The organism is Enterobacter cloacae complex sp. ECL411 (assembly GCF_021869665.1).
Lineage (GTDB): Bacteria > Pseudomonadota > Gammaproteobacteria > Enterobacterales > Enterobacteriaceae > Enterobacter > Enterobacter intestinihominis.
Genome location: NZ_CP091486.1, coordinates 2,707,821 through 2,721,516 on the forward strand (window position 1 = coordinate 2,707,821; position 13,696 = coordinate 2,721,516).

At 56.9% G+C, this 13,696-nt stretch carries 15 protein-coding genes; 7 read left to right on the forward strand and 8 right to left on the reverse strand.

Annotation, left to right across the window (positions count from 1 at the left end):
* Nucleotides 1-6 precede the first annotated feature (6 nt).
* Together L3069_RS12885 and L3069_RS12890 are read right to left on the reverse strand one after the other, a co-directional pair.
* Nucleotides 7-666: a fumarylacetoacetate hydrolase family protein gene (locus L3069_RS12885; protein ID WP_038416247.1), complete on the reverse strand. Its 660-nt coding sequence runs from the start codon at nt 664-666 to the stop codon at nt 7-9.
* Between the two features lie 47 nt (nt 667-713).
* Complete coding sequence (locus L3069_RS12890; protein ID WP_006810982.1) at nt 714-989, reverse strand: YcgL domain-containing protein; 276 nt, start codon at nt 987-989, stop codon at nt 714-716.
* A gap of 123 nt (nt 990-1,112) precedes the next feature.
* On the opposite strand from L3069_RS12890, the gene minC reads away from it, so the two are divergent.
* From minC to minE, 3 genes are read left to right on the forward strand one after another with little or no spacing between them, the layout of a single operon-like run.
* Nucleotides 1,113-1,820: a septum site-determining protein MinC gene (minC, locus tag L3069_RS12895; protein ID WP_023300345.1), complete on the forward strand. Its 708-nt coding sequence runs from the start codon at nt 1,113-1,115 to the stop codon at nt 1,818-1,820.
* 22 nt (nt 1,821-1,842) lie between these two features.
* A complete protein-coding gene (gene minD, locus L3069_RS12900; protein WP_003859938.1) occupies nt 1,843-2,655 on the forward strand; it encodes a septum site-determining protein MinD in 813 nt (270 codons plus the stop codon).
* A gap of 3 nt (nt 2,656-2,658) precedes the next feature.
* Nucleotides 2,659-2,925, forward strand: coding sequence for a cell division topological specificity factor MinE (gene minE / locus L3069_RS12905; RefSeq protein ID WP_003859937.1), 267 nt, complete (start codon nt 2,659-2,661; stop codon nt 2,923-2,925).
* An 86-nt stretch (nt 2,926-3,011) separates the two neighbouring features.
* Here the strand turns inward: minE and rnd are convergent, their stop codons facing one another.
* The 5 genes from rnd to L3069_RS12930 form a co-directional block, all read right to left on the reverse strand.
* Complete coding sequence (rnd, locus tag L3069_RS12910) at nt 3,012-4,127, reverse strand: ribonuclease D (RefSeq protein WP_123059168.1); 1,116 nt, start codon at nt 4,125-4,127, stop codon at nt 3,012-3,014.
* 83 nt (nt 4,128-4,210) lie between these two features.
* A complete protein-coding gene (gene fadD, locus L3069_RS12915) occupies nt 4,211-5,896 on the reverse strand; it encodes a long-chain-fatty-acid--CoA ligase FadD (protein ID WP_072201026.1) in 1,686 nt (561 codons plus the stop codon).
* Between the two features lie 203 nt (nt 5,897-6,099).
* On the reverse strand, nt 6,100-6,681 hold the full coding sequence (locus L3069_RS12920) for a Slp family lipoprotein (RefSeq protein ID WP_023300347.1): 582 nt from the start codon (nt 6,679-6,681) through the stop codon (nt 6,100-6,102).
* A 37-nt stretch (nt 6,682-6,718) separates the two neighbouring features.
* Entirely contained in the window at nt 6,719-7,414 is a 696-nt protein-coding gene (gene tsaB / locus L3069_RS12925; RefSeq protein ID WP_023300348.1) for a tRNA (adenosine(37)-N6)-threonylcarbamoyltransferase complex dimerization subunit type 1 TsaB, read from the reverse strand.
* A 66-nt stretch (nt 7,415-7,480) separates the two neighbouring features.
* Complete coding sequence (locus tag L3069_RS12930) at nt 7,481-9,391, reverse strand: ATP-dependent DNA helicase (RefSeq protein WP_038416248.1); 1,911 nt, start codon at nt 9,389-9,391, stop codon at nt 7,481-7,483.
* 133 nt (nt 9,392-9,524) lie between these two features.
* On the opposite strand from L3069_RS12930, the gene L3069_RS12935 reads away from it, so the two are divergent.
* Nucleotides 9,525-9,869 (forward strand): RidA family protein, encoded by a 345-nt coding sequence (locus L3069_RS12935; RefSeq protein ID WP_022648440.1) that lies wholly within the window; start codon nt 9,525-9,527, stop codon nt 9,867-9,869.
* 6 nt (nt 9,870-9,875) lie between these two features.
* On the opposite strand, the gene L3069_RS12940 is transcribed toward L3069_RS12935, so the two are convergent.
* On the reverse strand, nt 9,876-10,055 hold the full coding sequence (locus L3069_RS12940; RefSeq protein ID WP_022648441.1) for a YoaH family protein: 180 nt from the start codon (nt 10,053-10,055) through the stop codon (nt 9,876-9,878).
* A 61-nt stretch (nt 10,056-10,116) separates the two neighbouring features.
* Between L3069_RS12940 and pabB the strand changes: the two genes are divergently transcribed.
* The 3 genes from pabB (at nt 10,117) to sdaA (ending at nt 13,575) form a co-directional block, all read left to right on the forward strand.
* Nucleotides 10,117-11,451 carry an aminodeoxychorismate synthase component 1 gene (gene pabB / locus L3069_RS12945; protein WP_038416249.1) on the forward strand — a complete coding sequence of 445 codons (1,335 nt, stop codon included), beginning with the start codon at nt 10,117-10,119 and terminating at the stop codon, nt 11,449-11,451.
* On the forward strand, nt 11,448-12,026 hold the full coding sequence (locus L3069_RS12950; protein ID WP_022648443.1) for a CoA pyrophosphatase: 579 nt from the start codon (nt 11,448-11,450) through the stop codon (nt 12,024-12,026). The genes pabB and L3069_RS12950 overlap by 4 nt, the downstream gene beginning before the upstream one ends.
* Nucleotides 12,027-12,210: 184 nt before the next feature.
* A complete protein-coding gene (sdaA, locus tag L3069_RS12955; RefSeq protein ID WP_022648444.1) occupies nt 12,211-13,575 on the forward strand; it encodes an L-serine ammonia-lyase in 1,365 nt (454 codons plus the stop codon).
* The last annotated feature ends 121 nt before the right edge of the window (nt 13,576-13,696 follow it).

Here is a 13,696-nt window from a genome sequence, read left to right on the forward strand (position 1 = left end):
GTGCTTTTACAGCACGCGGGTTTTCAGCGACAGGCCGTTAAAACTGACGTCCAGCTCGTCGCCACTGTGCAGCGGCCCCACACCTTCCGGAGTGCCGGTAAGGATCACGTCGCCGGGTTTCAGGGTGAAGAAGCGGCTCATGTAGGCAATCAGCGGAACGATCTTATGGATCATGTCAGCGGTCGTCCCCTGCTGGCGAATCTCGCCGTTGACCTTCAGGCTGAGGGGCATATTCTGCGGGTCGTCGGTAAATTCACTCACCGGAACGAAACCGGAAATCGGGCATGAATTGTCAAAGCCCTTGGCTTTTTCCCACGGCTGCCCCGCTTTCTTCATTTTGCTCTGGACGTCGCGCAGGGTCAGGTCGAGCGCGACACCGTAACCCGCAATCGCTTTCTCTACATGCTCTTCGGTCGCCTGGCGCAGCGTCGCGCCGATCAGCACCGCCAGCTCCACTTCATGATGCACCGAGCCCAGCCCCTGCGGCAGAACCAGCGGCTGGCGAATATCGCACAGTGCGGTTTCTGGCTTAATAAACAGAACCGGCTCATCCGGCACGGCGCTGCCCATCTCCTGAATATGTTTTGCATAGTTGCTGCCCACGCAGATCACTTTGCTGACGGGATAATCCAGTAATGCACCTTGCCAGTTATGATGTTGATACATGGTCGACCCCTAATCGGTTGATGAGTTGTTCCCGGAGTGACCCGGGCTTATTTCTTTCCGCTCACCTCAAGATGCTGTTTTAATAAATTCTCCGGTGGCGGCGGAAGCTGTAAATAATAGCCCTGCTCGGTTAACGCCTTTTTGACTTTCTCCAGATCGGCGTTCACCAACTTCTTACGGCCGTCCAGCGGCAGCAGCATCGCCAGTTGCGGTCGGCCAAAGCTTTTCATTAATTCCTCAGGCACGCGGGAAAAATCGTCTTTCTTTTCGACATAAAGGTAGGTCTGGTCGCGGCTGGTACTTCTGTAGATCACACAAAACATGTTTTTACTCTGAATTAATGGGTGGTTGCTTGCCTCAATATACTCCTGACTATAACATGCCTGATACTCTTCGGAATATCGCGGCGATGTGTTGCGGTTAATAGCAAATTGAGTAAGGCCAGGATGTCAAATACGCCCATCGAGCTTAAAGGCAGTAGCTTCACCTTATCAGTGGTTCATTTGCATGATGCAAAACCCGAGGTTATTCGTCAGGCGTTAGAAGACAAAATCGCGCAGGCTCCCGCTTTTCTTAAGCATGCTCCTGTTGTCGTTAATGTAAGCGACCTTGAGGGGCCGGTTAACTGGAAGCGACTCCAGCAGGCCGTCGTCTCCACGGGGTTGCGCATCGTGGGTATAAGCGGCTGTAAAGACGCAGAGTTAAAAGCCGAAATTGAACGCGCGGGTTTGCCCTTGTTAAACGAGGGTAGAGAAAAATCCCCGCGCGCAACGCCTGCAACCGTTCCCGCTCCCCCGCCTTCGGCGCAAAATGTAGCCCCAGTCACAAAAACGCGATTGATTGATCTGCCGGTTCGTTCCGGTCAGCGCATTTATGCGCCAAACTGTGATCTGATTGTTACAAGCCACGTCAGTGCGGGCGCAGAACTGATTGCAGACGGCAATATTCACGTTTACGGTATGATGCGTGGGCGTGCGCTTGCGGGCGCCAGCGGCGATCGAGAAGCACAAATTTTTTGTACTCACCTGACGGCAGAACTGGTGTCTATCGCAGGTGAATATTGGCTGAGCGATAAAATCCCAGCCGAATTTTATGGCAAAGCGGCTCGTCTGCAGCTGGCAGATAACGCTTTGACCGTTCAACCGTTAAATTGATCCCTTTTAACAAGGAATTTCTATGGCACGCATTATTGTTGTGACTTCGGGTAAAGGAGGCGTTGGCAAGACCACCTCCAGCGCGGCCATCGCTACTGGTTTGGCCCAGAAGGGAAAGAAAACCGTCGTAATCGACTTCGATATCGGTCTGCGTAACCTGGACCTGATCATGGGTTGCGAGCGTCGCGTGGTGTATGACTTCGTGAACGTCATTCAGGGCGATGCCACGCTTAACCAGGCGCTAATTAAAGATAAGCGTACCGAGAACCTCTACATTCTCCCGGCGTCCCAGACCCGTGATAAAGACGCGCTGACCCGTGAAGGCGTGGAAAAGGTGCTCGACGATCTGAAAAAGATGGAGTTCGACTTCGTGGTCTGCGACTCCCCGGCCGGTATCGAAACCGGCGCGCTGATGGCGCTCTACTTCGCGGATGAAGCCATCATCACTACTAACCCGGAAGTCTCGTCAGTACGTGACTCCGACCGTATTCTCGGCATTCTGGCCTCGAAATCTCGTCGCGCGGAAAATGGCCAGGAGCCGATCAAAGAGCACCTTCTGCTGACCCGCTACAACCCGGGTCGGGTGAACAAAGGTGACATGCTGAGCATGGAAGACGTGCTGGAGATCCTGCGCATCAAACTGGTTGGCGTGATCCCGGAAGATCAGTCCGTATTGCGCGCCTCTAACCAGGGCGAGCCCGTGATCCTGGATACACAGGCAGACGCGGGTAAAGCGTATGCGGATACCGTTGACCGTCTGCTGGGAGAAGAACGTCCTTTCCGCTTCATTGAAGAAGAGAAGAAAGGTTTCCTCAAACGCCTGTTCGGAGGATAAGTTATGGCATTACTGGACTTTTTTCTCTCGCGGAAAAAAAGCACCGCCAACATCGCAAAAGAACGTCTGCAAATCATTGTGGCGGAACGTCGTCGTAGCGACGCCGAACCGCACTACCTGCCGCAGCTGCGCAAAGACATTCTGGAAGTGATCTGCAAATACGTGCAGATTGACCCGGAAATGGTCACCGTTCAGCTGGAGCAAAAAGACGGGGATATTTCGATTCTGGAGCTGAATGTGACGCTTCCGGAAGCGGAAGAGTCGCGTTAATCCGTTTGTGGTTTTGTAGGCCGGGCAAGCATCGTACCGCCCGGCAATTTCCCCGGTGGCGCGACGCTTACCGGGGCTACAATTCTTTAGCGCGGATACCCTTCCAGCAGGGTATTCAGGCGTTCAGCCATCAGTTCCCCCCGCCATCCGGCGACCAGTTCCGGTAAACCATTTTGCGGTTTCAACTTCCAGTGCCAGTTCAGCAGCTGGTTAATCTGACGACGTGAAGCCAGCAGTTCGGCACTCAGTTTGCTTTCCCCGGCCACCGTCTGCACCAGCGCTTTGATATCTTTGAACGCCTTGCGGTAGCCCGGCATATCCATCAGGTTAAGCAGTGGTTCTGGCAGTGCGTCCTCCGGCAGCTGCTGAGCTTTCTCTACCAGCGCGAGCAGCGTTTTACCGTGGAAACGGATCTCACTCCCGGAAAGGCCAATGCTGTCCAGTTCGCCAAGGCTACCCGGCATATAGCGCGCTACCGCCCACAGGTGTTCTTCACGCACCACGAAGTTAACCGCCAGATCGCGCTCACGCGCTTTACGCAGCCGCCAGTCAGCCAGCAGTTGCAGACAGGCCAGTTGACGGGTGCGCAGCTGCCAGGCGTTAGTGATGTCACGCCAGGCCTCTTTCGGATCAACCACTTCCTGACGACGCTGCTGCGTCATGCGGCACTCGTCCAGGGCGGCAGACAGCCAACCGGACGCCTCAGCCTCTTTCATAAGCTGGCCAGCAATCGGCAGCAGGTAGAATACATCTGCCGCGGCGTATTCAAGCTGACGCGCCGTCAGCGGGCGCGCGAGCCAGTCGGTACGCGATTCGCTCTTATCCAGCGTCAGACCGGTGTACTCTTCCACCATCGCCGCGAAGCCCCAGGAGAGCGGACGACCGCTGAACGCCGCGAGGATCTGGGTATCAATCAGCGGCTGCGGCATGATGCCAAAGGTGTTGAGAAAGACTTCCAGATCTTCACTGCCGGCGTGCAGATATTTGGTCACGGCGGTATCAAGCAACAGCTCGCGCATTGGCGCCCAGTCGGTAATGCCGAGGGGGTCAATCAACGACACGTGTTTGCCGTCATACATCTGGATCAGGCCCAGCTGCGGGTAGTACGTGCGGGTACGGACAAATTCCGTATCCAGGGCGATAGCGGGGAAATCACGCGTCACCTCGCACAGCGAAGCCAGCTCGTCGTTGGTAGTGATCATCTGGTAATTCAAATCGGACTCTCTTTTGTTTGCGCCCATAAAAAACGCCGGCTTAACCGGCGTCTGGGCGATTAACGTGAAGCTCAGGCCTTATTGTCCACTTTGGCACGGGCTTCGTCACGTAATTCTCGTCGTAATATCTTCCCGACGTTGGATTTCGGCAGCTCATCGCGGAATTCCACCAGCTTCGGCACTTTATAGCCCGTCAGCTGCCGGCGACAAAACGTTATCAGCGCTTCCTCGGTAAGAGAAGGATCTTTCTTGACCACAAATATCTTCACCGCTTCACCACTGCTGCCGGAAGGAACCCCCACCGCTGCCACTTCCAGCACGCCGCTGTGCTGCATCACCACGTCTTCGATTTCGTTCGGATAAACGTTGAAACCGGAAACGAGGATCATGTCTTTCTTGCGATCGACGATACGCAGAAAACCTTCGTCATCCATCACCGCGATGTCGCCGGTGTACAGCCAGCCGTCTTTGATGATCTCATCCGTGGCATCTGGGCGCTGCCAGTAGCCCAGCATCACCTGCGGCCCTCTGACGCACAGCTCGCCCGGTTCGCCGTGAGGCACTTCGTTACCCTCATCGTCCACCAGTTTAGCTTCCGTCGACGGGACCGGTAGACCGATACTGCCGCTGTGGTAGTCGATGTCATGCGGGTTGACGCTGACCAGCGGGGCGCACTCCGTCAGACCATAGCCTTCCAGCAGATACTGTCCGGTGAGTTTTACCCAGCGCTCGGCAACCGCCTGCTGAACCGGCATCCCGCCGCCCGCAGAAAGATGCAGCGTGGAGAAATCGAGCTGCTGGAACTCTTTATTGTTAAGCAGCGCGTTAAACAGGGTGTTCACGCCGGTCATGGCGGTGAACGGGTATTTCGCCAGCTCTTTAACCAGCCCCGGAATGTCGCGCGGGTTGGTGATCAATACGTTTTGACCGCCAAGCTCGATAAACAGCAGGCAGTTCATGGTCAGCGCAAAAATGTGATACAGCGGAAGCGCGGTGATCACCAGCTCCTTGCCCGGGTGCAGTAGCGGCCCGTAGGTGGCGTTCACCTGTTCAAGGTTCGCCAGCATATTACGATGGGTCAGCATCGCCCCTTTAGCCACGCCGGTGGTACCGCCGGTGTATTGCAGGAACGCCAGATCTTCTGACACGATCTCCGGCTTAACGTACTGCATCCGATAGCCCGCATGCAGCGCACGGCGGAAAGAGATGGCATCCGGCAGGTGGTATTTCGGCACCAGCCGCTTAACGTATTTCACGACAAAGTTGACCAGCGTACCTTTCGCGGTAGAGAGCTGGTCGCCCATGCGCGTCAGGATGACGTGCTTAACCTGGGTTCTTTCAACGACTTTTTCCAGCGTGTGGGCAAAGTTGGAGACAATCACAATCGCCGCCGCACCGCTGTCATTCAACTGATGTTCCAGCTCGCGCGGGGTATAGAGCGGGTTAACGTTAACCACGATCATCCCCGCCCTGAGGATCCCGAACAGCGCCACCGGGTATTGCAGCAGGTTTGGCATCATCAGCGCGACGCGATCCCCTTTCTGCAAGCCCAACCCTTCCTGTAAATAGGCCGCAAACGCCCGGCTGCGCTCTTCCAGCTTACGGAAAGTCATCACTTCGCCCATATTCACAAATGCGGGCTGGTCAGCGTAGCGCCGTACCGAGTGTTCAAATAATTCAATCAGGGATTGATAACGGTCAGGATTGATCTCCGCAGGGACATCCGCGGGATAACGGTTAAGCCAAACCTTTTTCAATGCATCACCTCTGAAATGAGTGTTCGTCGTCATCACAGCCCCGATAATAAACAGTTTGTTAACATTATATTAACTCAGCGTACCAGTTTATTAATTGCTCAGATTGCAGGTTGCGAAGCGCGTCACTCTTTTTTTTCGTTTTGTCCGTAAAAAAACAGAGACAGCGGCTGAGCCGCTGTCTCTTTCCTAACAATAACAGTAAGTTACTCAGTTACGATTGTTTGAACCTGTGCAGGGCCTGGATTGTACCAACCCCAGCCACCGTAGCCGTAACGATACGGATGTGGACCCCACATCCACGGATCGATTGGCTGTGGCGGCATCACCACCTGCTGGGCGATACGCCAGCGTTTGTAGCCGTTCACCTGCATGGTCATAAATTTGTATGGCGTATTGCCGATTTTCCCCGCCACCGAACCGGTAATCGGCCCGACGACGGTCACCAGCTGCCCGCGGAAATCTACCGGATCGAGGAAGCCGCTGACGTCAGCGTAGATCCGCCCGCGCGAGGCTTCACCCAGAACAGGCCGTGCGCCGCTGTCCAGTGGAACGGTGGCAATCTCCAGCCGGGTTTTCCCCTGCTGGTTTAGCACTTCAACCACCTTGCCGCCAAAGCGCGCTTCCTGCCCGACATACAGCTCCGGAGCATTCATCACGCGTACCAGATCCTGCTGTGGCGTCGGGCTGGTGCCCTTGATCGCATCAGGAACGGTGACGCACCCGCTCAGTGCTATGGCAACCGCGCCTGCCATAAAAAAGCGTACAACTTTAGTCTGAACCGCCATGATGCGACTCCTTTTTCTCAGTTCCTGTTACTGAGATTCACTCGCGGCCAGGAAGTTTCTTCCACGCGACGGTGTTTCGTAAATAAACCGGCTCGGCGTGTTCAACGGCCACGGTTTTTCCTGCTGCAAGCTGCTGACAGGCAACAGGCAACATATCTTCGGCGGCAGGCAGGAGCATGTTACCGTCCACCAGCGTAAGGCCGGTGTCCTTCGCCATCTCAGGCCATGCCGGCCAGCCGGTTCCGACCGTCGCCCACTCACCGGTGAGCTGTTTCAGGCGCTCGGTGACGGCTTCAGGTTTAAGCACGGCTTCCGACTCTTCGCCGTGCCAGACGCCGTTTTCGTCACGGGTGTACTCCGCCCAGTAGACTTCACCCATGCGGGCATCAATCGCGGCCAGCACGCGGCTGGCACCGGTCATGCGCCAGGCACCCTGAGCCATAGTCGCAAGCGTTGAAACGCCGATCATCGGCAGGTCAGCGCCCAGCGCCAGCCCCTGCGCAATGCCAATCCCGATACGTACGCCCGTAAAGCTGCCCGGACCACGGCCGTAGGCCAGCGCGTCGAGGTCAGTCAGGGCGGTGTTGCCCTCGGTTAAAATGGTTTTTACCAGGGGCAGAATACGTTGGGTGTGTTCCCGTGGGCACTCTTCGAAATGAGCAAAAGTCGTACCGTCGTTCCACAGGGCAACGGAACAGGCCTCTGTCGCGGTATCAATAGCCAGAATTCGCATCAGTCGTCGCGCTCTCGCAATGGTCAGTCACAAAATGGCGCGCATCTTAACACACTCCGGGAAGAATTACTCCGCCGTCGGGTTCGCCAGGAAGCGGACCGCGCGTTTAATATCCCGCGTGCGCGGCGCGGGCGGCAGGCTGGCGAGGAAGGTGGCGCCGTAGGGACGCATCACCAGGCGATTGTCGCAGATCACCAGCACTCCGCGGTCGGTGACGTCGCGTATCAGTCGCCCTACCCCCTGTTTAAGCGTGATAACCGCGTCCGGCAACTGGACGTCGTCGAACGGATCGCCCCCGCGCAGACGGCAGTCCTCCATGCGTGCTTTCAGGAGCGGATCGTCCGGCGATGTGAATGGCAGCTTATCGATAATCACCAGCGAGAGCGTATCGCCGCGCACGTCCACCCCTTCCCAGAAGCTGCTGGTCGCCACCAGCAGGGCATTACCGGCGCTGACAAACTGCTGGAGCAGCTGGCCTTTGCTGGTTTCCCCCTGCAACAGCACCGGCAACGTCATGGTCGCGCGGAACTGCTCGGCCAGATCGCGCATCATGGCGTGAGAGGTGCAGAGCATAAAGCAGCGTCCGTTGTTGGCCTCAATCATCGGCTTTAGCATGGCCGCCAGATGGCGCGCCGCCCCTGGCTGGTTAGGCAGCGGCAGATTGCGTGGCACGCACAGCAGCGCCTGTTTCTCATAGTCGAACGGGCTTGGGAGGAGTAAGGATTCAGCCTGCTCAATGCCGAGACGCTCGGTAAAGTGGTGCAGATCGTCGTTGACCGACAGCGTGGCCGAGGTAAAGACCCAGGTGCCGGGCTTTTGCGCCATCACCTCTTTGAATTTATCGGCAACGGTCAGCGGCGTGAGCGCCAGGGTAAAGTGGCGCGAGGTACATTCATACCAGTAGCTGTAGCCCGGCTGGTTGGTCTCTTTCAGCCGCTTCAGCCGCCCACGGTAGAGCGTGGCCCGCTCGAAGGCGGCGTCCAGCAGCGCTGAACGTCCGAGGGACAGCTTCGCCACGTCGTAACAGAGTTCAAGGGCATCATCGAGCAGCAGCAGCGCGCGCTGGATATTTTTGTCCGCGAGCAGTTCGCGCAGGTTGCCGCGATAGCCCGGCTCGCCAAGCTGTAAGCGGAAATCCTGTGCGCATTGCGCCAGGCGGTCCGCGCACTTCTGCAACTGCTGGGTATCTTTGAGCTCGGTGCGATAGGCAATGGTAATATCTTTCGCCAGATCCTGAAGCTGACGGCTGGAGAGCGACTGGCCAAAATACTGGCTGGCGATGTCCGGTAGCTGATGGGCTTCATCGAAGATCATCACCTCCGCCTCGGGGATTAGCTCGCCGAAACCACTGTCCTTGACCACCATATCCGCAAGAAACAGGTGATGGTTCACCACCACCACGTCGGCGTCCATCGCCGTTTTACGCGCTTTCACCACAAAGCAGTCTTTATACAGCGGGCAGTCGCTTCCGAGGCAGTTGTCGTTGGTGCTGGTCACCAGCGGCCAGGCCGGGGAGTCTTCCGGCACGCTCGCGCAGGTGCTGATGTCCCCCTCCTCCGTCTGGTTGGCCCAGGCGCGCAGGACGATCACATCGCTGAGTGTTTGTACCGGCAGGTCACCGCCCGCCAGTGCCTGCTGTTCGAGACGCTCCAGACACAGATAGTTAGAACGCCCTTTCAGCAAGGCCAGACGCCCTTTGTATTTTAGCGCTTTCGCCACCGTAGGTAAGTCGCGGCTGTAGAGCTGATCCTGGAGCGCTTTTGATCCCGTAGAGATGATCACCTTTTTTTTCGCCCGCAGCGCAGGAGCGAGGTAAGCGTAGGTTTTCCCCGTACCGGTGCCGGCCTCCACAACCAGCGGCTGCGCCTTGTCGATGGCGTGCGCGACGGCATGCGCCATCTGACGTTGGGGTTCGCGCGGTTTAAAACCGGGAATTGCCTGTGCTAACTGACCTTCAGGGGAAAAATCGTCTGCCACGGTGTTCTCTCACTGTATTTTTGCACAGGGATTATGTCAGCCCCTTCTCTCCGGTGCCACCCCAAATAGTGACGACGGCGGAACAATATGGCAGTCTTGCCGCCTGACGATGAAAGATAACGAGGATACGTTTATGACAATTACGCGCATTGATGCCGAAGCCCGCTGGTCTGATGTGGTGATCCACAACCAGACGCTGTACTACACCGGTGTCCCTGCCAATCTGGACGCCGACGCCTTCGAGCAAACCGCTAACACCCTGGCGCAGATCGACGCCGTACTGGAAAAACAGGGCAGCGATAAATCCCGCATTCTGGACGCGACGATTTTCCTGGCGAATAAAGACGACTTCGCGGAGATGAATAAAGCCTGGGATGCGTGGGTAGTGGCGGGTCACGCGCCTGTACGCTGCACCGTACAGGCCACGCTGATGAAACCGGAGTATAAGGTGGAGATTAAGATTATCGCGGCAGTTTAAGCCCGGTTATTCATCTTCATCTTCAAATCGCGCCACAATCCGCTCGCCGGTATGACTGGCGCGAATTTCCTGAGCGACGACGGTGATCGCTTCTCCGCTGCTCATACCCTGGCCCATCAGTTCCTGAATCCGCTCTACCGCTTTCTGCTGTTGGTCATGACTGAGAGAAGGTAAACCTGCAAACATCGTTAACTCCTGCTAAATTATTCGCGCTAATTATTTCACGCTACCCGGTAGTATGCCATACATGAACATGCGCTTCCCCACTGTTATGACCTTACCCTGGCGTGCAGACGCCGCCGAGTTCTGGTTTGCCCGTCTGAGCCACCTTCCTTTTGCCATGCTGCTGCACTCCGGGCATGCGGATCACCCCTACAGCCGCTTTGATATTCTGGTGGCCGACCCGGTTAAAACGCTGACGACCGATGCGCTGTCACCCACGGACGATCCGCTGATGCGGCTTCAGAACGAGATCCATGCTCTGGGCTTATCTGCCACACCTGATCCGGATCTGCCCTTCCAGGGGGGCGCGCTGGGCCTGTTTGGTTACGATCTGGGTCGCCGTTTCGAAAAGCTGCCCGAGCATGCGCAGGCGGATATTTCCCTGCCGGATATGGCGGTGGGGCTGTATGACTGGGCGCTAATCGTGGATCACCGTAAGCAGACGGTTTCCCTGCTTAGCCACCGAGACGTACAGGCGCGTCTGGCCTGGCTTGAGGCGCAACGGCCCGCCACTGCGGAACACTTTATGCTGACCTCTGGCTGGCACTCGAACATGAGCGCGGCGGAATATGCGGAAAAATTCTCTCGCGTGCAGGCGTATCTTCACAGCGGTGACTGTTATCAGGTCAACCTTGCCCAGCGTTTCCAGGCGGCGTACCGGGGAGACGAATGGCAGGCATTTACCCGCCTCAATGCCAGCAATAAGGCCCCGTTTAGCGCATTTTTACGCCTTGAACACGGCGCCATCCTCAGCCTTTCGCCTGAGCGTTTTATTCATCTGGCTGACGGTATTATTCAGACCCGCCCGATCAAGGGCACCCTGCCGCGCCTTGCCGATGCTGACGCCGACCGCCAGCAGGCGGAGACGCTGGCGGCCTCGCCGAAAGATCGCGCTGAAAACCTGATGATTGTCGATCTGATGCGCAATGATATTGGCCGCGTCGCCGAGCCGGGCAGCGTGCGCGTGCCGGAGCTGTTCGTTGTGGAACCTTTCCCGGCGGTGCACCATCTGGTCAGTACTATCACTGCACGCCTGCCGGCCTCGCGAACCGCCTGCGATCTGCTCCGCGCCGCGTTTCCGGGCGGCTCCATCACCGGCGCGCCGAAGGTCCGCGCGATGGAGATTATCGACGAACTGGAACCGCATCGCCGCAACGCCTGGTGCGGCAGCATCGGCTATGTGAGCCTGTGCGGAACCATGGATACCAGCATCACTATTCGCACCCTGACGGCCTGCGACGGTAACCTTTACTGTTCCGCAGGCGGCGGCATTGTGGCCGACAGCCAGGCCGGGGCGGAATATCAGGAAACCTTTGATAAAGTGAATCGTATCCTGAAACAACTGGAGAACTCACGGTGAAGAAAGACAACCTGACGCTGGATGATTTTCTGTCGCGCTTTCAGCTTCTGCGGCCCCAGGTTAACCGCGCCGCGCTGAATCAACGTCAGGCGGCGGTACTGATCCCGGTCGTGCGTCGTGAACAGCCGGGTCTGTTGCTTACCCAGCGCTCACCGCATATGCGAAAACACGCCGGTCAGGTTGCGTTTCCGGGCGGCGCGGTGGACAGCACCGATGCTTCCCTGATTGCCGCCGCGCTGCGCGAAGCGCATGAGGAGGTGGCGATCCCCCCGGAGGCGGTCGAGGTAATTGGCGTGCTGCCGCCAGTGGACAGCGTAACCGGTTTTCAGGTCACGCCGGTCGTCGGCATTATTCCGCCCGATCTTCAGTATCACGCCAGCGTCGATGAAGTTTCAGCGGTGTTCGAAATGCCGCTTGAAGAGGCCCTTCGTCTGGGCCGCTATCATCCTCTGGATATTCACCGCCGCGGGCACGATCATCGGGTCTGGCTGTCGTGGTATCAGCATTATTTTGTCTGGGGCATGACGGCAGGCATCATTCGTGAGCTTGCGCTACAAATCGGCCTGAAGCCTTGACTATACTTTACATTCCACCCTTTTCTGGCAGGTTTGCGATCGGCGTCGCGCTATTAGCTAAACCATCGTTAACCATTAGTTTAATTCATGTGAATAGTTAAGCCGAGGTTAGTGTTCCCTCTTACACTATGCGCAGTTATAACATCGTTACTGGAACCCCAGTAACCCTGTCAGGAGTGTGAAAGTGATTAGTATATTCGACATGTTCAAAGTGGGGATTGGTCCATCTTCTTCCCACACTGTAGGGCCGATGAAGGCCGGTAAACAGTTCGTCGATGATCTGGTCGAAAAAGGATTACTGGAAAGCGTTACCCGTGTCGCCGTAGACGTTTACGGTTCACTGTCATTAACGGGTAAAGGCCACCACACCGATATCGCCATTATTATGGGTCTGGCGGGCAATATGCCGGACACAGTTGATATTGATGCCATTCCGGCATTTATCCGCGACGTGGAAACGCGCGGTCGTCTGCTGCTGGCTAACGGTCAGCACGAAGTGGACTTCCCGCAGGATGACGGGATGCGTTTTCGTAGCGACAACCTGCCGCTGCATGAAAACGGTATGACCATCCACGCCTGGAGCGGCGAAAAAGAGATCTACAGTAAAACCTACTACTCCATCGGCGGCGGCTTTATCGTTGACGAAGAACACTTTGGCAAAGAGAGCGCGGGCGATGTGAATGTGCCCTATCCGTTTAAATCTGCCACCGAGATGTTGGCCTATTGCAAAGAGACCGGTCTCTCCCTCTCCGGCATGGTGATGCAGAACGAACTGGCGCTGCACAGCAAGAAAGAGATCGAAGACTATTTTGCTAACGTGTGGCAAACCATGCGCGCCTGTATTGACCGCGGGATGAACACCGAGGGGGTTCTGCCTGGGCCACTGCGTGTGCCACGTCGTGCCTCTGCGCTTCGCCGTATGCTGGTCACCACCGACAAATTCTCCAATGATCCAATGAATGTGGTTGACTGGGTGAACATGTTTGCGCTGGCGGTTAACGAAGAGAACGCAGCGGGTGGTCGCGTGGTGACGGCGCCAACCAACGGCGCGTGCGGTATCGTTCCGGCGGTGCTGGCCTACTACGATCACTTTATTGAGCCCGTGACACCGGAGATCTATATCCGTTATTTCCTCGCGGCAGGCGCTATCGGCGCGCTGTACAAGATGAATGCCTCCATCTCCGGTGCCGAAGTAGGCTGTCAGGGTGAAGTGGGCGTGGCCTGCTCTATGGCGGCGGCCGGTCTGGCGGAACTGCTGGGCGCAAGCCCTGAGCAGGTGTGCGTGGCGGCGGAAATCGGCATGGAGCACAACCTCGGTCTGACCTGTGACCCGGTTGCCGGCCAGGTGCAGGTACCGTGCATTGAGCGTAACGCCATCGCCTCCGTCAAAGCGATCAACGCCTCGCGTATGGCGATGCGCCGTACCAGCGAGCCACGCGTGTCACTGGATAAGGTTATTGAAACCATGTACGAAACCGGCAAGGACATGAACGCGAAGTACCGTGAGACTTCGCGCGGCGGTCTGGCCATTAAGGTGCAGTGCGACTAAACCTTCCTTTTCGCCCATCTGCAACAGATGGGCGAATTTTCCCACCGCCTCTCGTCGCTTCACGTATTCCCCACTACACTGTCACTGTTGCGTCTGGCTTTTCCGGCCGGTGCTTATCAGG

What these genes read in the sequence shown, in the direction of transcription:
- L3069_RS12885 (WP_038416247.1), bottom strand. Translation starts at nt 666, where the DNA reads ATGTATCAACATCATAACTGGCAAGGTGCATTACTGGATTATCCCGTC.
- pabB (WP_038416249.1), top strand. Translation starts at nt 10,117, where the DNA reads ATGAACATGCGCTTCCCCACTGTTATGACCTTACCCTGGCGTGCAGAC.
- minC (WP_023300345.1), top strand. Translation starts at nt 1,113, where the DNA reads ATGTCAAATACGCCCATCGAGCTTAAAGGCAGTAGCTTCACCTTATCA.
- minD (WP_003859938.1), top strand. Translation starts at nt 1,843, where the DNA reads ATGGCACGCATTATTGTTGTGACTTCGGGTAAAGGAGGCGTTGGCAAG.
- L3069_RS12940 (WP_022648441.1), bottom strand. Translation starts at nt 10,055, where the DNA reads ATGTTTGCAGGTTTACCTTCTCTCAGTCATGACCAACAGCAGAAAGCG.
- minE (WP_003859937.1), top strand. Translation starts at nt 2,659, where the DNA reads ATGGCATTACTGGACTTTTTTCTCTCGCGGAAAAAAAGCACCGCCAAC.
- L3069_RS12890 (WP_006810982.1), bottom strand. Translation starts at nt 989, where the DNA reads ATGTTTTGTGTGATCTACAGAAGTACCAGCCGCGACCAGACCTACCTT.
- L3069_RS12920 (WP_023300347.1), bottom strand. Translation starts at nt 6,681, where the DNA reads ATGGCGGTTCAGACTAAAGTTGTACGCTTTTTTATGGCAGGCGCGGTT.
- rnd (WP_123059168.1), bottom strand. Translation starts at nt 4,127, where the DNA reads ATGATCACTACCAACGACGAGCTGGCTTCGCTGTGCGAGGTGACGCGT.
- tsaB (WP_023300348.1), bottom strand. Translation starts at nt 7,414, where the DNA reads ATGCGAATTCTGGCTATTGATACCGCGACAGAGGCCTGTTCCGTTGCC.
- L3069_RS12935 (WP_022648440.1), top strand. Translation starts at nt 9,525, where the DNA reads ATGACAATTACGCGCATTGATGCCGAAGCCCGCTGGTCTGATGTGGTG.